The 18,885-nt window shown below is 45.3% G+C and carries 17 protein-coding genes and 1 pseudogene; 7 read left to right on the top strand and 11 right to left on the bottom strand.

The window, feature by feature from the left end; all coding sequences use genetic code 11:
* Positions 1–114 precede the first annotated feature (114 nt).
* The 11 genes and pseudogenes from QW087_01310 to QW087_01260 form a co-directional block, all read right to left on the bottom strand.
* A pseudogene (locus QW087_01310) lies at positions 115–519 on the bottom strand (hydrogenase iron-sulfur subunit).
* On the bottom strand, positions 516–2,360 hold the full coding sequence (locus QW087_01305) for a CoB--CoM heterodisulfide reductase iron-sulfur subunit A family protein (GenBank protein ID MEM2943367.1): 1,845 nt from the start codon (positions 2,358–2,360) through the stop codon (positions 516–518). Before QW087_01305 ends, QW087_01310 begins: the two are co-directional and overlap by 4 nt.
* Positions 2,357–3,661: a CoB--CoM heterodisulfide reductase iron-sulfur subunit A family protein gene (locus QW087_01300; protein MEM2943366.1), complete on the bottom strand. Its 1,305-nt coding sequence runs from the start codon at positions 3,659–3,661 to the stop codon at positions 2,357–2,359. The genes QW087_01305 and QW087_01300 overlap by 4 nt, the downstream gene beginning before the upstream one ends.
* Before the next feature lie 149 nt (positions 3,662–3,810).
* Positions 3,811–4,200 carry a hypothetical protein gene (locus tag QW087_01295; GenBank protein ID MEM2943365.1) on the bottom strand — a complete coding sequence of 130 codons (390 nt, stop codon included), beginning with the start codon at positions 4,198–4,200 and terminating at the stop codon, positions 3,811–3,813.
* The gene (locus tag QW087_01290) at positions 4,200–5,360 is read right to left on the bottom strand and encodes a heterodisulfide reductase-related iron-sulfur binding cluster (protein ID MEM2943364.1); all 1,161 of its coding nucleotides are present in this window, start codon (positions 5,358–5,360) and stop codon (positions 4,200–4,202) included. Before QW087_01290 ends, QW087_01295 begins: the two co-directional genes overlap by 1 nt.
* Positions 5,360–5,776 carry a hydrogenase iron-sulfur subunit gene (locus QW087_01285; GenBank protein MEM2943363.1) on the bottom strand — a complete coding sequence of 139 codons (417 nt, stop codon included), beginning with the start codon at positions 5,774–5,776 and terminating at the stop codon, positions 5,360–5,362. The genes QW087_01290 and QW087_01285 overlap by 1 nt, the downstream gene beginning before the upstream one ends.
* Complete coding sequence (locus QW087_01280) at positions 5,773–8,802, bottom strand: CoB--CoM heterodisulfide reductase iron-sulfur subunit A family protein (GenBank protein ID MEM2943362.1); 3,030 nt, start codon at positions 8,800–8,802, stop codon at positions 5,773–5,775. The genes QW087_01285 and QW087_01280 overlap by 4 nt, the downstream gene beginning before the upstream one ends.
* Positions 8,802–9,224 (bottom strand): hydrogenase iron-sulfur subunit, encoded by a 423-nt coding sequence (locus QW087_01275; protein MEM2943361.1) that lies wholly within the window; start codon positions 9,222–9,224, stop codon positions 8,802–8,804. Before QW087_01275 ends, QW087_01280 begins: the two co-directional genes overlap by 1 nt.
* Entirely contained in the window at positions 9,221–10,159 is a 939-nt protein-coding gene (locus tag QW087_01270; GenBank protein ID MEM2943360.1) for a heterodisulfide reductase-related iron-sulfur binding cluster, read from the bottom strand. The genes QW087_01275 and QW087_01270 overlap by 4 nt, the downstream gene beginning before the upstream one ends.
* Position 10,160: 1 nt before the next feature.
* The gene (locus QW087_01265; GenBank protein MEM2943359.1) at positions 10,161–10,739 is read right to left on the bottom strand and encodes a 4Fe-4S dicluster domain-containing protein; all 579 of its coding nucleotides are present in this window, start codon (positions 10,737–10,739) and stop codon (positions 10,161–10,163) included.
* Positions 10,740–12,788 carry a CoB--CoM heterodisulfide reductase iron-sulfur subunit A family protein gene (locus QW087_01260; protein MEM2943358.1) on the bottom strand — a complete coding sequence of 683 codons (2,049 nt, stop codon included), beginning with the start codon at positions 12,786–12,788 and terminating at the stop codon, positions 10,740–10,742.
* A 1,115-nt stretch (positions 12,789–13,903) separates the two neighbouring features.
* Here QW087_01260 and QW087_01255 point away from each other — a divergent pair.
* The 7 genes from QW087_01255 (at position 13,904) to rrp41 (ending at position 18,883) form a co-directional block, all read left to right on the top strand.
* Positions 13,904–14,119: a hypothetical protein gene (locus tag QW087_01255; GenBank protein ID MEM2943357.1), complete on the top strand. Its 216-nt coding sequence runs from the start codon at positions 13,904–13,906 to the stop codon at positions 14,117–14,119.
* 138 nt (positions 14,120–14,257) lie between these two features.
* Complete coding sequence (gene ftsZ / locus QW087_01250; protein ID MEM2943356.1) at positions 14,258–15,355, top strand: cell division protein FtsZ; 1,098 nt, start codon at positions 14,258–14,260, stop codon at positions 15,353–15,355.
* Positions 15,356–15,381: 26 nt separating this feature from the next.
* Positions 15,382–15,690, top strand: a complete 309-nt coding sequence (locus tag QW087_01245; protein MEM2943355.1) for an Rpp14/Pop5 family protein — start codon at positions 15,382–15,384, stop codon at positions 15,688–15,690.
* 198 nt (positions 15,691–15,888) lie between these two features.
* Positions 15,889–16,611 carry an archaeal proteasome endopeptidase complex subunit alpha gene (gene psmA / locus QW087_01240; protein ID MEM2943354.1) on the top strand — a complete coding sequence of 241 codons (723 nt, stop codon included), beginning with the start codon at positions 15,889–15,891 and terminating at the stop codon, positions 16,609–16,611.
* Positions 16,612–16,622: 11 nt separating this feature from the next.
* The gene (locus tag QW087_01235; protein ID MEM2943353.1) at positions 16,623–17,318 is read left to right on the top strand and encodes a ribosome assembly factor SBDS; all 696 of its coding nucleotides are present in this window, start codon (positions 16,623–16,625) and stop codon (positions 17,316–17,318) included.
* Between the two features lie 25 nt (positions 17,319–17,343).
* Positions 17,344–18,096, top strand: coding sequence for an exosome complex RNA-binding protein Rrp4 (gene rrp4, locus QW087_01230; GenBank protein MEM2943352.1), 753 nt, complete (start codon positions 17,344–17,346; stop codon positions 18,094–18,096).
* 22 nt (positions 18,097–18,118) lie between these two features.
* Positions 18,119–18,883, top strand: a complete 765-nt coding sequence (rrp41, locus tag QW087_01225; GenBank protein ID MEM2943351.1) for an exosome complex exonuclease Rrp41 — start codon at positions 18,119–18,121, stop codon at positions 18,881–18,883.
* Positions 18,884–18,885: the final 2 nt, after the last annotated feature.

Genomic DNA, 18,885 nt, shown 5'->3' with positions numbered 1-18,885 from the left:
GTAAACATTGCCCTCAGTCGTCAGTTTCAATTCTTTGCCGGAAAGAAGTTTCAGTCGGAATACTTTCGCCGCATTAGCCGCAGCTAATAACCTCCTCATGCGCTTTTCGTCGCGCTTGACTGGGGAAGGTCCCATTTCCTTAACATGCTTGACGAAATCAGCAACTACATTGGCGAATTTCTCCCCTTCAGAAGCCGAAACCCATTCGAGCCTGAGCCTTTCAGGCTCAAGACCTGCGAGCTTCATGAGTTCCCTTGTGAGTTTGACCCTTCTTTCCGTGTAATAATTCCCCGTAATGTAGTGACAGTCGCCGATATGGCAACCTCCTACCATTACGCCGTCCGCTCCTGCTTTGAAGACTTCCAAGATGACGTGTGGGCTCACCCTCGTACTGCACATGACCCTCACAATTCTGATGTTTGGCGGGTATTGGTATCTACTCACGCCGGCGAGGTCCGCTCCTGCATATGAACACCAATTGCATAGAAATCCAAGAATCTTAGGCTCAAATTCATTCATTCCACCACCTCCTCCAGCGCGGCCTTCGCTTCTGCGATGAGTTGCGAATCCGTGTAGTGGGATAGTTCGATGGCACCTTCAGGACAGGTAGCACCACAGCAACCGCAACCTTTGCACGCGGCGACGATTACTTCCGCCACACCTTCTTTATTCTTCTGGATCGCCTTGTACGGGCACACCTCTACGCAGGTACCACATCCCGAACACAACATTGGATTCACCTTTGCAGTGAGTGCTTCTGTCTGGACATAACCCCTCGCCAAAGGAATTGTTGCGCGGGACGCTGCTGCCTGCGCCTGAAAGACACATTCAGTTATATCGGCGGGCCCCTTCGCCGTGCCGCAGACGAAAATTCCATCTGTGGCAAAGTCAACTGGCCTCAATTTAACATGGGCCTCCAAGAAAAACCCATCCTGGCCGAGCGGAACCTTAAGCATCTTGGAGAGGTCCTTTGCATCTGGGTTGTTGACTAGCGGGGTAGAAAGAACAATCATATCTACTGGCATCTTCCGCTGCATTTTCAAAGTATCGTGCCAGTAATCGATTACGAGCTTATCGCCTTCTTTATATACCTTCGGCTTGTTTTCTGGTGTGTATCTCACAAATCTGACATGTTTTTCCCTGCTTCTGTTGTAATTTAACTCGTGTTCCACGCCGTATGCCATGATATCTCTGTTGAATATTGTCACCTCTACTTTACCTGCCCCTGAGGTGGTTTCCGACTCCTCCTCTTCTTCACCGCGCTCTCTTCGTCCTCTTCTCCTTCGTCTCCTTTCCAAAATTTCTTCGGGAGCCTTCATTTCAACAGGTACCTTCTCAACAACTTCTCCAGTTTCGAGACCAAGCATATTCTGATAATTTTCCACGACATTCAGCGCATTCTTGATCGCAACATTGCAACAGATCCTTGAACAATATGATTTGTCCTGCCCTCTTGAACCAACACATTGGATGAATGCGATGCTGTTGATCTTAGGAAGTGCCTTCTTTTTGCAAAGGATTTCAAATTCCGCGAGCGTTACGACGTTCTCATACAGATCGTATCCGTATAAGCCCTCTGGAATATATTCGAGTGCACCAGTAGCAACCACTATGACACCCACTTTATCTTTGATTTGCCTGCCATTTGTCTCTATAACGATGTTATAGTTGCCGATGAAGCCCTCTACCGAGGTGACCCTTGAGTTCAGGCACTTTACTATATTTCTATTTGCCATTACCTTTTCCACGATGGGTTTTATCGTTTCCATTGCATCTTTCCCGCCAAAATATAAATTGTTGAGATTGCGCACGAATCCGCCGAACTCGCTTTCCTTTTCCACCAAATATACAGGGAAACCCTGTTGGGCGATTGACAGTGCTGCTGTCATGCCCGAAATCCCGCCGCCAATGACGAGTGCTTTTGGCTCCACTTCGATCCTTGCCTCCTGCTGTGGCTGAAGTAATCTGGCCCTAGCAACACCAGCCCTTACAAGATCCATCGCTTTTCTCGTAGCCTTCTCCTTCTCTTTCATATGAACCCAAGAACAGTGCTCTCTGAGATTTACGAATGTAAAGAGATACTTGTTAAGACCCGCCTCCTCACAAGTGCTTTGGAACAACGGGGCATGCGTTCGAGGAGTGCACGATGCGACGACAACTCGATTCAAGTTATGTTCTCTAATAGCGTCGCGAATTGATGTCAGGCCATCCTCTGCGCATGTATATAGATTATTTGTTGCAAATACAACGCCTGGTAACTTCCTAGCGTACTCGGTAACAGCGGGAACATCGACAAACCCGCCGATGTTGGTCCCGCAATGGCAAATAAATACACCTATTCTTACTTGTTCCTCATTCATGCGAACACCCTCGATTCAAGAAGTACCTCAGCGGCCTTTGCCGCAGCAGCTGAACCTTGCGCAACGGACTCTGGTATATCTGCGGGTCCTGCGCAGTATCCTGCAATGAAAATACCAGGAACATTTGTTTCGACAGGCGCAAGTATCCTATCTTTTGGTTTTAGGAAACCAAATTCATCAAGATTTAATCCCAGGATTCTGGCAAGTTCAGCCGTCCCCGGTCTTGGAACCAGCGTCGTAGCAAGAACGACCATATCGAATGGTCTACGCTCGGGACGTCCTGCGACGTCGTATGACACAATGGGATCATGATTCTCCGTCTCTTCTTGCACTGTGCCGTCGGAATTAATATACTCAACGCCGTAATCGGTTTTCGCTCTTACTACGTATTCATAAAATCCTTTTGCACACGATCTCATGTCTTTATAGAAAATCGTTGCCTTTATCTCTTCATCGTGTTCCTTCGCTAACATCGCTTCCTTTGTTGAGTGCATACAGCAGACCGCGCAACAATATGGATGATTCAATTGGACATTCCTTGAGCCAACGCATTGAATAAATGCAATTTTTTTCGGTCCTTTACCATCTGAACGTCGCTTGATGTGTCCGCCTGTCGGACCAGCAGCATTTATCATTCTCTCATATTCCATCGCCGTAAAGACGTTCGGGAAGCGACCGTAACCATATTCAGAAGCAATTTTTGGATTCCAAACATCAAACCCAGTCGCCACAATGATAGCCCCTACTTCTAACTCAATGACTTGATCCTTCATATCGTAGTTTATCGCATCTCGCTTGCAGACCTTCTTGCAAACACCGCATTTCCCTTCTGTAAGGTATTTGCAGTGATTCCTATCAATTGTTGCAACTCTAGGCACTGCTTGCAAGAATGGCATATAAATGGCTCTTCGAGTTGACAGACCCATCTCAAATTCATTCGGGATGTCCTTGGTCGGGCATTTCTGGAAACATTCACCACATCCTGTGCATTTTTCTTCGTCAACATATCGAGCCTTTTTGAGTACTCTGACTCTGAAATTTCCTTTGCTCCCTTCGAGACCAATGACTTCTGAATAAGTCATCACGTTTATATTAGGGTGACCATAACAGTCTGCCATTTTTGGTGCAAGAATGCAAATAGAACAATCGTTCGTTGGAAAGGTCTTGTCAAGCTGTGCCATTCTTCCGCCTATACTTGGTTCCTTTTCTACGAGATGAACTATAACCCCTTTATCCGCTAAATCCAACGATGCCTGAATTCCCGCAACTCCTCCTCCAATTACCAATATAGCTCTTTCCAAATCAAATCCCTCCGCTCATCCTTACCTCTGTTTGCTATTTCTCAATGACTTTTTTTTACAGTCAAGTCTCTCGGATCGACATTTCAACATTGCACACGCAAAACTATACGTCACGCTTTTCATGTTCTGGTCTGTAAAAAAAACTTCAATCACCCGCGCACCTCCTGAATAGCAGCGTTAGACTTTTCTAAACTACCTTCCCTACCGATTCCCGCGTCAGTGAGTTCTACAACCTTCATCTTGAAAGATTTCTTCTTACTTACTTCCCTTTCAAATCTTTGGCAATTCGGATATGTGCATGGATTGCACTTTCGTTCAGCACAGGAAAGTTCGATAAGAACGTATCTTTGCCTTGCTTTGTCCGGTTGTGGCGCAGGAACGGATTCAAATACGCGTGTCGAAATGACCTTTCCCTTTCCCTTTTCCCGCACAAATCTTTGACAATTCGGATATGTACATGGGTTGCATTTTCGTTCAGCACACGAGAGTTCAACCATCAGATATCTCTTCTGCAGTTCTTCTGGGACATTACCTGCCATCATTTATCACCCTCTCCTCCTATGCACTCTGCAAGGACATTCCCTAATTCCCTTACTTTTATTTTCACCTTTTCCTGAAACAAAGGAAACTTTGGGCTTTTAGTAAGACAGTTGAAATGAATCACGCACTTGGGACAGAATGTCAACATCACGTCCGCACCTGTTGCTGTTCCCTCAACAAGCCGATCGAGCTGCAATTTCTGTGAGACTTCACCGCAATTTGCAAATGCATTGACTCCGCAGCACCCAGCCTTTTCTTTGTTGTTCTGCATTTCAATTAGTTGCATTCCCGCTTCACTTATGATATCTCTCGGAGGGTCGTAAATGCCAAGATGCCTACCTAATCTGCAAGAATCATGGTATGTAACCTTGTAGTATTTTCCGGCAAACTCCAATTTGCCTGCATCGATGAGATCAAGAAGAAATTCCGATATGTGTATGAGTTCAAAGTCGAAGTCTCCTAGAAAGTCTTGATAATCAATTTCAAAGGTTCTCAAGCACTCAGGGCAAGCGAAAACAACCTCCTTTGCTCCAGATCTTTTAATGACTTCAATATTTCTATCCATGAGAGTAAGCATCGTTTCTTCGTCACCACTCCAGAGAAGATCATGCCCGCAGCACACTTCATCATTGCTGACGACTGGCTCTATGCCAGCGAAATTAAGAAGTCTCACGATGCTTGCCGGCGTATTCCGGAGTTCTTCGGCTTTGTCTGGAAAGAGCGTACCTAGGTGATAGGCGCAGCCAGTAAAATAGAATACTTCCCCCTTTTGTCTGATCTTTAAATCAGGCGTGAGCCACCTGAGTCTGTTTTGCTTGACTCCCATTGCCATCAGACGCTGGTATGTGTGGATGGCTCCCGATAGAGAATATTCAGGCAGATTTCCCATCTTGAAGGCCCTTGTCCTTAGTCCAAGAATGAAGCCAGAATAATTTACTTTATATGGGCACATATCATTGCACATTTCGCAGGTTATGCAGGACCAGATGTCTTTTTCTTTGTTCAAACCGCTTGAGACACCCTCGAGAGCCCTTAGGACTATGAGGCGCGGTGCGAAGTTCGAATTTATCCTTGCAACTGGGCAAACCGATGTGCACTTTCCACATTCCACGCAGTCATGTGCACCTGTCTCCTCGATAAGCTCATCGAAGTCGCCCATCATTTCCCTCCCTTCAATGGATTAGGACCGAGTTTCCTCAACTCTTCTGTGAATGATCGCATTGTTTCTGCGAATTTTGCGCCCTCTGAAGCCGAAATCCACTCGAGACGCAATCGTTTATTTTCAATTCCCAAGAGATCAAGCAGTTCGCTTGTGATCTTTATCCTCTCTTGACATTTCTCGTTGCCGGAAATATAATGACAGTCCCCGATATGGCAACCTGCAACCAGAACACCATCCGCACCTAGTTCAAAAGCTCTGAGGATAAATTGTGGTTCTACTCGCCCAGAGCACATCACTCGAATGATTCTTGCGTTAGGAGGATATTGAAATCTGCTTACACCCGCAAGATCTGCTCCCGCATAGGAACACCAATTACAACAGAATGCAACAATTTGAGGCTCGAAATCGCTTATACAACCTCCCCCCTTAGTGCCGCCTCGACCATCGCCAATACCTGCTCATCGGTGAAATGCTTTGTTGTTATTGCCCCATTGCAGCAAGCGACAGCGCACGCGCCGCATCCCTTACAGAGCGCCGGATTGATGAAAGCTTTGAATATTCCTGGTGCAACCTCCCTCACGGTTGGTGCCGCAAACTCGCAGATCTCTTCGCACCTTCCACATCCGCGACACTTTGCATCATTTACGACCGACACTGCAGCCTCTGTTTCCAGTTCATCTTTTGCCAGTATCGTAGTGGCCCTAGCTGCGGCACCACATGCTTGCGCAATGCTTTCATCCATGAGTTTCGGCCAATGAGCAAGACCCGCAAGGAATATTCCCTCGGTCGCGAAATCCACAGGCCTCAGCTTCATGTGCGCTTCAAGGAAGTATCCATCCTTCGTCAGAGGAACTTTAAGCATTCTTGCGAGTTTTTCATTATCTGGGTTTGGTCTTACTGCCGCATTCAACACCACAAGATCGGGATGAATCGCCAATTCCTGCATTAGGAATTGGTCTTTTACAATAAGCTCAAGCTTCCCGTCCGATTCTCTCAGCACTGGAGGATCATCTTCTCCGTACCTGAGAAACACAATTCCCAGACGAGCAGCTTCTGTGTAATAAATTTCGTTGAGTCCGTATGTTCGGATATCTTTATACAAGACATAGACGGTTGTTTCTGGGCGTCTTCGTTTCAACTCAATTGCATTCGCCATGGAAGTAAAACAACATATTCTACTACAGTTTGGATATTCATTGTTTCTCGAACCCACACACTGTATGATGACAACTACATCTGCTTCGACATTGTCGTTCAAGAGCATATCGCCGAATTGCGTTTGCGTGACGACCTTAGGCGATATTCCATACAAATACTCTTTTGGCTTGTACTCAACGCCTCCAGTAGCAACCACAATTACGCCGTGATCGACCTTTTCACCATTTGATAGCGTCGTGCTGAAATTTCCAATGTAACCCCCGATATTATCAACTGTTGTCTCGAGGTGAATTTTTATTAATGGATGATCCCTTACCTCTTTTTCCAGATTGTTGAGAATTTTCTTCGGATCGGAGCCGTTAATGAGGAAATGAATCTTTCTAAGATTTCCCCCAAGTTCCTTATTCTTCTCCACGAGATGCACAGGAAATCCTTGCCTTGCAATTTCTAAAGCTGCGGTCATGCCACTGAGGCCACCACCTATGACCAGAGCGGCTTTCTTTATAGGCACCTTCTGCATCGAAAGCGGCTGAAGATGTGACGCTCTGAGTACAGACATTCTAACGAGGTCCTTTGCCTTTTGAGTGGCCTTACTTTTCTCTTTCATATGTACCCAAGAACATTGATCTCGGATATTCGCCATCTCGAAAAGATAGGGATTAAGACCCGCTTCTTTCAGCGTATTGCGGAACAACGGTTCGTGCGTTCTCGGTGTACATGAGGCAACGACAATGCGGTTCAAATCATATTTTCTTATTACATCTTTAATGTGCTCCTGCGCATCAGCCGAACATGTGTAAAGATTATCCTCTGCATAAACGACATTTGGAAGTGTCTTTGCATAATCTCTTACTAATGGAACGTCGACAACTCCTCCTATATTTATGCCACAATGACAGACGAATACACCCACTCTTGGCTCTTGATCACATACGTTAATTTCCTCAGGAAATGTTTCTTCACCGACGAGCGTCCCTCGGACATCAGCCAACAGCGACCCAGCTTTTGCAGCGGCCGCGCTTCCTTGAGCGACGGTATCGGGGATATCCTTTGGCGACGAGAAAGTGCCACACACGAAAACTCCTGGTATATTCGTCTCGAGAGGTGAGAATTCTGAAGTCTGACAAAAACCGAATTCATTGAGTTTAATGCCAAGTTTCTTACAAAGCCGCTGTGCAGTTTCTGATGGGATCATACCTACTGATAGAACGACAAGATCAAAGACCTCCTCGATCAATTCATCTCTAAGATCTTCTGTTTCTTTGTAATATCTGATGATGAGATTACCCGTTGAATGATCCTCTTCGATACCCGCCACTCGGGTATTCTTAACGATCTTGATTCCGTATTCTTTTTCGGCTCGTATTCTGTATTCTTCAAACTCCTTTCCAAAAGCTCTGATGTCCATGAAAAATATTTGGCAATGGATTTCCGCTTCGTGTTCTTTTGCGATGATCGCTTCCTTAAGTGCCGCCATGCAGCATATCGATGAACAGTAAGAATGACCAAGTTGAGCATCTCGTGATCCAACGCACTGAATAAATGCAATTCTTTTGGGAATGTCGCCATCGGAAGGCCGAATAATATGGCCTCCAGTCGGACCAGAAGCGCTTAGCATGCGCTCGAATTCTGAGTTTGTGATTACATTAGGATAAATGCCATATCCATACTCTCGTTTTTTGAATGCTTTGAACTTGTCAAAACCTATGCTTAGTATGATCGCACCAACATCGATCTGTTGCGTTTCCTCATCACATGTTTTGAACTCGATCGCCTTCGCGGGGCAAACCTTCTGACATTCACCGCACCCGATGCACATTCCCTTTTCAATGGTATATACAAGCGGAACCGACTGTGGAAACGGAATGTAGATAGCTTTTCTCGGTGCTAGATTCTCATCAAACCAGTTGGGCCCCTCTATCGGACAGTGCTCTGCACATATTCCACAGCCAGTACATTTTTCAGCATTAACATAGGGAAAGCGTTTTGCAACAGTGACTTTGAAATGGCCTGCGCAACCATCCACCTTTGTGATTTCGCAGTTTGTAATAATTTTTATATTATTATGTCTTCCAGCGGAAACGAGTTTGGGTGATAATATGCACATCGAACAGTCATTGGTAGGGAACGTCTTGTCGAGTTGCGCCATTCCTCCACCAATGCTAGGGCTGGAATCAATAAGGTAGACTTTGTAGCCGGAATCCGCAAGGTCGAGTGCTGCTTGAACTCCTCCTACACCCCCACCCACAATAAGCACGGCCCCGATCTTTTTCTCTAGCATCAGTACATTCCTCCTTTTGTCGGTGGTGGCCCGAGCCTTTTGAGTTCCTCCACCATATCTCTACAAATTCTGACGAATTTATCCGGCTCAGAACCCGCTATCCATTCCAGCCTAAGCCGCCTCGGATCAAGCCCGATGATCGGTAGAATATCTTGGAGAAATTCCATACGATAAGCGGCTTTCTCATTCCCGGTCACGTAGTAACACCCTCTCGGATGACACCCAGCTATGAGTACTCCATCAGCACCGTGTTCGAATGCTTGCAGTACGAAGACCGGATCAACCCTTCCAGTGCACATGACCTTGATAATTCTGATGTTCGGAGGATATTGCAGTCGAGATGTTCCAGCAAGATCGGCAGCGGCATATGAACACCAATTGCAGCAGAAAGCGATGATGCGTGGCTCGTATTCTTCGATCATTTTTTACCTCCAATTCTGGCAATTACATCATGCACTGGAATGGAGTGAGCTTCAAACCCAAGCATTTCTTCTTCGGCACCAAATGCAAGTGCCATAAGCTGCGTGAGGTGAAGCACAGGTATTTGGAATGTGGCCAGCGACTTCTCCGCATTGTCGAGTTGCATGAGGCAATACGGACATGGAGTCACGATTAAATCTGCTCCAGCGTTCATTACGCTGACGAGTTTGTCCTTTGATATTGCTATGGCAAGATCGCTGACGTACGATCGGACTCCTCCACCTGCCCCGCAGCAGTTAAGCTTATGATCGTAATTAACGGACTCAGCGCCTAGCGTTGCGATGATCTCATCGATCATCACCGGATTTATTGGGTCCTCGATGCTCTGGCTCTCCGTTGGGCGGAGGTAATGGCATCCGTAATGGACTGCGATCTTTAGATTATGCAGAGGAACCTGGACGGCGGATTTGATAGCTTCGATTCCTATGTCTTTGTAAAACACGTCCACAAAGTGCCTCACCTTGATGGGCTCTAAGACGCGCTGCCCCTCAGGTGTTACTCTCGGGACTCCTGTGTATTTCATTAATATGTTTTTTAAAATCTTGTTAACTTTGCCGAGATTCTTTGGGTCTGATAGGTATTCGGTGGCCATGAGGAGTGAGGTGAAACAGCCATTGCAAAATGTAACGAGTTCTTGTTTTCTATCTTGAGCTAAGCAGAGATTCCTAGCGGCAAGTGTTAGCCAAGTGTCTTTATCTGTGGAATAAAATATTCCCGGTACAGGACAACAGGAAGCAAGTGGCAATTCGCGAAATAGTTCATCACATTTGAGCTTCTCGAGAATCAATTTTACAGATCTTTCAATACCAGGATATCTGTTGGGAATAAGGCAACCGTAGAATAATCCATATCTCGCACTTGCCTTTGCGTTCTTCATCTCAATCACTCAATGCAATGCCGATAAGTTTATCATATCCAGTCGCGCGCATGATCATCTTGATGTCTCTCGTCGCCTTCAGCCTCTGACTCTCATCGAACGGCATCTCTCTTAATCCGAGTTTCTTTCTTAGTTTTGAGATCTCTTCTGAGATCGTGACGGCTTGTCCCAGATCAGCAACATTCTTTGATATTGAGACGACAAAAAATGGAGGACCTCGTTGCCTTACAATTATATGCCTGAGCGCGATCACAAGCTCTGCGGGGTTCATGCCTGCAGGGCAATGTTCAAAGCATCGGTGACAGGTTGCACAAACCCATGGGGTTGCAAGGACCTTATCCTTCAGGCCCATCTGACACATCTTAATAATGTTGCGGATTTTGTTTTCAGTTTTGAGAGATACTGGACAGACACCAGTGCAATTTCCGCACTGGAGGCAGACCTGTACATCCCCTCCCCCCATTTCTATTATTTCTTTGATGAAGTCTCGATCGCATTCCTCATCGATGATCGGCAATTCTTCCAAGATTGCCTCTTTCTCAGAAATTGCGAACTCTTTTTTCGCCGTTATAGGATTCAATCACTCCACCTCCAGGGCCGCTCTGATCTCGCTCAGAATCTGCTCATCTGTAAACTGACGAGCATGGATGGCCTTGGCAGGGCATGATACAACGCAAGTTCCACAACCCTTGCATAGAGCATCAACAATCCTCATTTTGACTCCCCTTTCAGTCTGAACAGTCGTAGGAGCACCATAAGGACAAATGTCAACACATAGTCCGCATCCTAGACACCTTTCTTCTTCTATGTACGCATTTAGAGATTCAGCCATTATCATTTTTTTAGACAGAAGTATGGCCACTTCGAGGGCCGCTGCGCGTGCCTGCGCAATAGACTCGGGAACGTCTTTGGGACCCTGGGCACATCCACAAATAAAGACCCCTTCCATTGACGTCTCTACAGGCTTTGTTCGAGTATGGGCTTCTTGAATAAATCCATCGGGGCTTGTTCTCAATCTCAGCATCGAAGCAAGCTCATTACTGCCTTTTGAGGGAATCATCGCGACAGAAAGTACCACTAACTCATACATACGCTCGGTAATCTTATTCAGAAGAGTTTCTTCTGCTCTGACAATCAGATTTTTTGTTGCTTTGTCCTCAATGATTCTTGCCGGTCTTCCCCTTGTATACTCAACACCATAATCTTCTCTAGTCCTATGGAAGAACTCCTCGACACCTTTGCCGACGGCTCTTATATCAATGTAATAAACCGTGATGTCTGTATCGGGATGCACCTCCTTGACTGCTTGGGCATTTTTCATGGTATACATACAGCAGACTTTCGAACAATAAGCGGCATTGATTTTCCTATCTCTTGATCCGACGCATTGTATAAACGCAATTTTTTTTGGAACTTTCTTATCTGATGGTCTGATCACCATACCACCAGTCGGTCCAGCTTTATCCAGCATCCGCTCCAGTTCCATTATCGTTATGACGTTCTCAAATTCCTGATATCCCAAATAACCGTGGATTTTAGGTTTGAAAGGTTCAAAACCAGTTGCGATAATGATGGCTCCAGCCTCAATTGTAATCTCCCTTGTTTTATCTTCAAAATTCGGTGCTTCAAATTCACATGCTTCAACGCAAGCACTGCACTCTTTGCCATTTAGCCGAAGGCAAGCTTCGGTATCGATGAGAAACTTACGGGGAATTGCCTGCTGAAACGGCATAAATATTGCTTTTCTCTCAGAAAGACCGTAATCGTATTCATTCTTTTTGACTACGGGACAAACAATTGCGCAGTTCCCGCAGCCGACGCATTTTTGTTCATCAATGAATCTCGGCTTCTTCAAAATTCTTACCTTGAAATTACCAACATGCCCTGTTATATCTACAACTTCTGATAGTAGGTAGATCTCAATGTTGGGATGCGAAACAACGTCGTTAAGTTTGGAGGTAATAGTACACCCAGAGCAGTCACACGCAGGAAAGATTCCGTGCCTGAAATCATGTGACCGTAGCACTCCACCGGGCGCTTCATGACACCATAAAAGGCAGGTAAACATTGTGGCCATATTTCCTCCGAGCACAGGCCTTCTTTCAACAAGGTGAACCTTGAATCCCAATTCTGCTAGTTTGTAAGCAGCTTCAACGCCTGCAACTCCCCCTCCTATTACAACTACTTCCTGTTTCAATTCTAAAGGTGTGCATTCCAGAGGAGTTAGAGTTGTAGCTCTTTCAACTCCCATCTTCACAAGATCTTTTGCTTTTTGTGTTGCTTCGAATGGCTCGTTTACGTGCACCCAGGAGCACTGTTCGCGAATATTTGCGATGTACAGCATGTGTCTATTGATACCTGCCCTTTCCAAGTTCTCTCTGAAAATCCTTTCACATATTCTCGGGGTGCATGCAGCTATAACAACAGAAGTAAGATCCGAATCACTAATCACTTCCCTCATTCGTGAGAGTCCAGACGGAGAACACAAGTAATCGCTACAATTTGAACAAACAACGCCAGGAAGCTTAGAGGCATAGTCCCTTACAGCATCGCAGTCGATGACACTGCTTATATTAGCTCCACATTTGCAAATAAAAACGCCAATCTTCATCTCGTCTTTTGATTTCAAGTCTCATGCCCCCAAGACGAATAACCAATCGGGTATGGAAGATGCGCTTCTTCCTTTAGCGAATCGATTTCGGAACATGCCCGCATACTTCGGGTTTTTAACGAAAACCCATGATATATTTTAACATTATGGGAATTCATCTGGGAGCCCCGAAGGGTCCTAATATAACTATAGTTAATATAACTTTCGACAATTGTCAAAAGAATCGCAAAATACCTTCACTCTCGAGGAAGGAATTCGTAACAAATGTGTGGTACGACATCCTTAGATTGTGATCACTCCGCATAGTATTTTCGTGTAGACATTTTGGCCGGTGGAACGTACATCGACTTTTGTCGAACATAGCCCAACGCAGAAGTAGTTCTGCGGATTGAAGATATAGACGAAATATGAGTTATGTGCACTTTATTGTTGCACTCGGGATTTCAATCTGATAGGAATTTTTGAAATAATGCCGTGCTTGTTCAAAATCTAAAAAGCCAGAAGAAATATTGTTATTTCGCGAATGTTGTATGTACTTTAGCATAATGCAAAAAGAAGAATTCATGGCATGAGCGCAAAGGATGCGAGATTATCAATTGTAATAATCATGCAGAAAAGAATTTTATGACCTTAGTTCTTCAAGTGCCAAATACTGATTGATCAGGGGTCGACCCTTGGATTTCAGTGAATTGAGATATGGCATTGTTCAGTTGTTCCACAAAATTAACCTTGTTATCCGGCGGAGTCGGAAAATAAATAAGCGAAAGGTGCAAATTAAGGACGCAAAGGCCAGGCAGAAGACATGCCAGATCTGTCTAGGAATCATAAAAGATGACCTAGAATACGCGACATGCAATTGCGGTAAGGTTTTTCATATGGCTTGCATACGCAGAACTGGCTTCTGCCCGTACTGCTTAAATGAATATGAGCCAAACAGTCAAAATTGGAGTATAAATTCATCCAGAATTCGCATAGCACAAACCTCAGATGCATCCAGACAAAACAAATTGCGCAACACTTTCATTTGCCCAATATGTGGAACCTTGAATTCATACAGTTCTAACTCTTGCAAGTGCGGCGCAATCTTCGTTCGTGAAGGCGAAACTTTCCAGTGCCCCACTTGTGGTTCTTTCTTGGATGAGCATGCGAACAGGTGTGATAAATGTGGAGAGCGTTTTGAAGGATATGATTTGGAGTTTTGTCGTCTATGTGGTGGAATGGTAAATATCAATGGTGTATGTATTGAGTGCGGTGCAATTTCTGGTGAGAAGTGTCCTGTTTGTGGATCAGCACTGGGAATAGAAGATACGATATGTAGCAATTGCGGAACGGCTTTCGAGTTAATTTGAAAAAAGAGATTGATGCAAAAAAACGCACCCTTCTGGTGCTCCTCTTATCTGCTTACGCAAAATAAGATGCTGGTGTTATAGTGAATTTAAATAATAGTGAAATAATAGTGTTTTCGAAAAACGATTAGATAAATATCGATGGTTGGATATGCTATGAACTCAGGTTTTGATCGCATCTCGGATTTTAGAGACAAGGCGTCAACAAAGGGCCCTGAGAAAAGTGCGGGCAGTGACGTGAGTGTTGATGACGAAGAATTGAAACGCATCGTTGAAAGTTTGAAAGTTAGAATAGCAATCATAGGTTGTGGTGGCGGAGGATCGAATACCATTCGAAGATTGTATCAAGCTGGAATTGTTGGCGCCACGCTCGTTGCTGCGAATAGCGACGCTAAGCACCTTTTATCTGTAGTTGCGCCCCATAAAGTTCTATTGGGTCGAACCTTCACAAGAGGTCTTGGCGCAGGCTCTATTCCAGATATTGGCAAAAAAGCAGCTGAAGAAGCAAGAGACGAACTGACCCGCTATCTTGACGGGCAGCATATCGTTTTCGTGACGGCCGGTTTGGGAGGAGGAACTGGAACTGGTGCTGCTCCCGTCGTTGCGGAGCTTGCGAGACAAAGAGCCCTTCTTGTCATGGGCGTTGTGACACTTCCATTTAAAGCCGAGGGGAAAGTTCGGATGGAAAATGCATTAGCGGGGCTTAATCGTCTGCGAGAATTTTGTGATACAACGATAGTAGTGCCGAACGACAGGTTGCTTGAAATCGTACCAAAGCTCCCGCTCGAAGCAGCTTTTAAGGTTGCCGATGAAGTCCTAGTTCAATCGATCAAGGGACTCACAGAGATCATTACGAAGCCTGGGTTGGTAAATGTCGATTTCAACGATGTCATGACTATCATGAAAAATGGTGGAGTTGCTATGATCGGAATGGGAGAATCCGATGCAGATGATGACAGAATCAATAAAGCGGTTGAGGAAGCGCTTTCTTCTCCATTACTGGGTGACATCGACATCAATGAAGCGCGAGGTGCATTAGTACGCGTAGTCGGGGGGTCTGACATGACACTCGCTGAAGCTGAGAGGGGAGTTGAAATTGTCGGGAAAAGGATCAGCCCGATGGCGCGAATAATATGGGGTTGTTCTGTTGAACCTGACAGCGAAGGAAAGGTTCGCGTAATGGTTGTTCTCACAGGAGTAAAGTCGAATCAATTTTTCGCAAGAGAATCATTTGGCTGATAAGGTGCTCTTTGGTGATTTGGCGGATGACTTCAAAATCTGCGAGAGGCAGGAGAAGATACATTGCCTTTAGGATTGTAGGAGATTGCGAGATAAGTGCAGATGAAATCGAGGGGTTTGTCGAAGAATTTGGTAAGAAGATGCTATTGAGGTCTGCCAAAATTATCGAAATCAGTGGCAATTTTGGAATCATACGCTGCGCGCATAGGGACAAAGAAAAAATGATCGAGATTCTCCGTAGTGTGAGACTTGGGAATGGAAATATCTGGATCGAGACTTTAAGAACATCTGGAACGTTAAGAGCCCTGCGGAATAAAGTACGATCACGTTATTAAGCGATGGTCAATCTCTTTGAAGGAGCTCAGTACGGTGTAATTTGTAAAGTGCGTTTTCTGCCGGTTTCCGTTGTTCCCCTAGATCCACGAGACTATTAAGCGCAACTCTGTAGCCAGATATTTCCCCTTTTACAGCAATACATATATATCTGTGGAGAACTTTAGGCTCCCTCGAACCGAGAAGAAAGGAGTGATTATATGCAGCCAGGACAGATGGCATACGATAGAGCAATAACGGTTTTTTCACCTGATGGGAGACTCTTTCAGGTTGAGTATGCAAGAGAAGCCGTCAAGAGAGGTACGACTACTGTAGGACTGAAGTTTAGGGATGGAGTTGTATTGATAGTTGATAAGAGGATAGCTAGCAGGCTTATGGAACCGAAGTCGATCGAAAAGATCTACCAAATTGATGATCACATGGGTTGCGCAACGTCTGGTCTAGTGGCAGATGCAAGAATTCTTGTCGACCAAGCGAGAATAATTGCGCAGATCAACAAGATAACCTATGATGAAGAAATCAGCGTAGAAGCACTGGTAAAACGAATTTGCGATTTCAAACAGAATTATACTCAATACGGAGGTGTAAGACCGTTTGGAACTGCGCTTCTTGTAGCAGGCGTGGATCACGAGGGGGAGCACCTTTTCGAGACGGACCCAAGTGGTGCTTTAGTGTCATACAAAGCCGGAAGCATCGGAGCCGGCAGGAATGTTGTCATGGAAGTATTCGAAGAGGAGTATCAAGAAGGTATGGATATGGAATCGGCAATCCTGCTAGGTCTCAAGGCACTTAAGAAGGCAACAGAAGAAGAAAAACTGAACCCAAAAGCCGTCGAAATTGGAATCGTGAGGCGAGGCGAGAAATTCAGGAGAATGGACGAGTCTGAAGTGGAGAAATACGTGGAAAAGGCAAACGCATTGTAACCGGGGTTAAGATGGTCGATATTGAAACTGCGATAATCGCGCGCTTCGAATCCCACGGCGAGACTTTCGAGATTTTGATCGATCCTAAGGTCGTGAATTTAATCAGAGAAGGAAAGGAAGTGGAGCTTACAGATTACATGGTCATTGATGAGATTTTTCGCAATGCACGAAAAGGTACCCGGCCATCTGAAGAAAAGATCAAAGAAGTCTTTGGCACAACTGATCCTGTCCAGGTGGCAAAGCAAATTATACTTAAGGGCGAAGTCCAACTTACGACGCAGCAACGTAGGGAAATGCAAGAGAGTAAGAAGAAAAGGATAATCGCAGAAATAGCACGAAATGCAATCAATCCACAGACTGGCGCTCCACATCCCCCCCAGAGAATCGAACTTGCGATGGAAGAGGCGCGGGTTCACATCGATCCGTTCAAGCCCGTCGAAATGCAAGTAAAAACGGTCCTAGAAGCACTCAGGCCGATCATTCCAATTCGTTTCGATAAGGTGAGGATTGCAGTAAGGTTGTCTGGAGAGGCGTACGGACGTTGCTACGAGGACATTGTTCATATGGGAAAGATTACAAAGGAAGAGTGGCAGGCTAACGGTAGCTGGATCGGAGTAATCGAGCTTCCCGCCGGAATGAGAGATGAGTTTCTAAATCGTCTCAATGAGAAGACGAGAGGTAACGTGGAAGCAAAAATACTCAAATGAATTTGAAAAACCATTATAATGAAAGATGAAAGCGAGTGACGAGATTATGAGAGAAAATGATAGAGCTCTTAGCAAAGAAAGGGAAAACATTCCGAGACCGATTAGAGAACTCGTCGTCCCAGGAGATCTCTTGGACTCGGGAAAACTCAAACCCGGTGATGGGACATACGTTCGTGATGGAAAGATCTATGCTTCTCAGCTTGGTATAAAAAATATTAAGTCGAATTTCATCAATGTTATACCGCTAGGTGGTCCTTACATCCCCTCGCCAGGAGATACGGTTATTGGGAAAATTGTTGACATAGGGCCTTCAAACTGGCTTGTGGACATAAATTCTCCATATCCAGCTCCATTGCATGTGACTGAGGTTCCATGGAAGGTTGAATTTGGAGATACGGCTAGGTATCTAAACATGGGTGACACGATCCTTGCCAAGGTTCTCATGGTAGATGAAACAAAAAGAGTTCAGGTGACGATGAAGGAGCAAGGACTGCGCAAGCTACAAGGTGGACAGGTCATCGACATATCTCACAGCAAGGTGCCACGAGTGATTGGAAAAGGCGGTTCCATGATCCAGATGATAAAGAGTTATACCAACTGCCGCATTTATGTCGGGCAAAATGGCCGTATCTGGTTAGATGGGGATATTGAGAATATTGTCATAGCTATAAGGGCAATAAAAATGATTGAAGAGGGCGCTCAAACCCTTCGTCTCACGGAAAGGGTCAAGGAGTACCTTGAAACAATGACCCGCCAGAGCGCAAATGGGAGTGTTTGAACTTGAATTTCGCGGTGATTTTATGGAAACGTTAAGATTGATTGATGAAAATGGATTAAGAATTGATGGAAGAAAGGTCGATGAGCTTAGACCAATTAAGATTGAGGCTGGTGTCCTGAAGAGAGCTGATGGATCAGCCTATGTTGAGTGGGGAAAAAATAAGGTGTTAGCGGCTGTATATGGTCCGAGGGAATGCCATCCGAGACATCTTCAGGACCCCTCTAAAGCTCTTGTTCAGTGCCGATATAATATGATTGCATTTTCTGTAATGGAGCGAAAGAGGCCTGGACCGGATCGCAGGTCGGTGGAAATATCTAAGATAATTGCCGAAGCCTTGGAATACGTTATATTCACGGAATATTTCCCACGGACATCAATCGATGTTTACATCGAAATACTCCAAGCGAATGCGGGAACGCGGTGCGCGGGACTAACTGCGGCCTCTGTTGCTCTCGCAGACGCAGGCGTGCCAATGAGAGATCTCATTCCTGCTGTGGCTGTTGGCAAGGTAGACAATCATGTTGTCCTGGATTTAACAAAGGAGGAGGACAATCATGGTCAAGCGGACTTACCAATGGCGATTATTCCAAGAACCAGGGAAGTTCTTCTGCTACAGATGGACGGTCACATGACTGTTGATGAGTTTAATAAAGGGATTGAAATGGGTTATCGTGCATGTGAGAAGATTTACCAGCTTCAGAAGGACGCTCTGAGGCGGAGATACGCTGTTGAAGAGATTGAATCATTTGAAGATGCACAGCAAGTGCAGACCTCTATGGAGGAGTGAAC

This window comes from Methanomassiliicoccales archaeon (genome assembly GCA_038850735.1).
Taxonomy (GTDB): Archaea; Thermoplasmatota; Thermoplasmata; order Methanomassiliicoccales; family JACIVX01; genus JACIVX01.
Note: the sequence above shows the minus strand (reverse complement) of the source record. Positions and strands in the feature narration are given on the sequence as shown.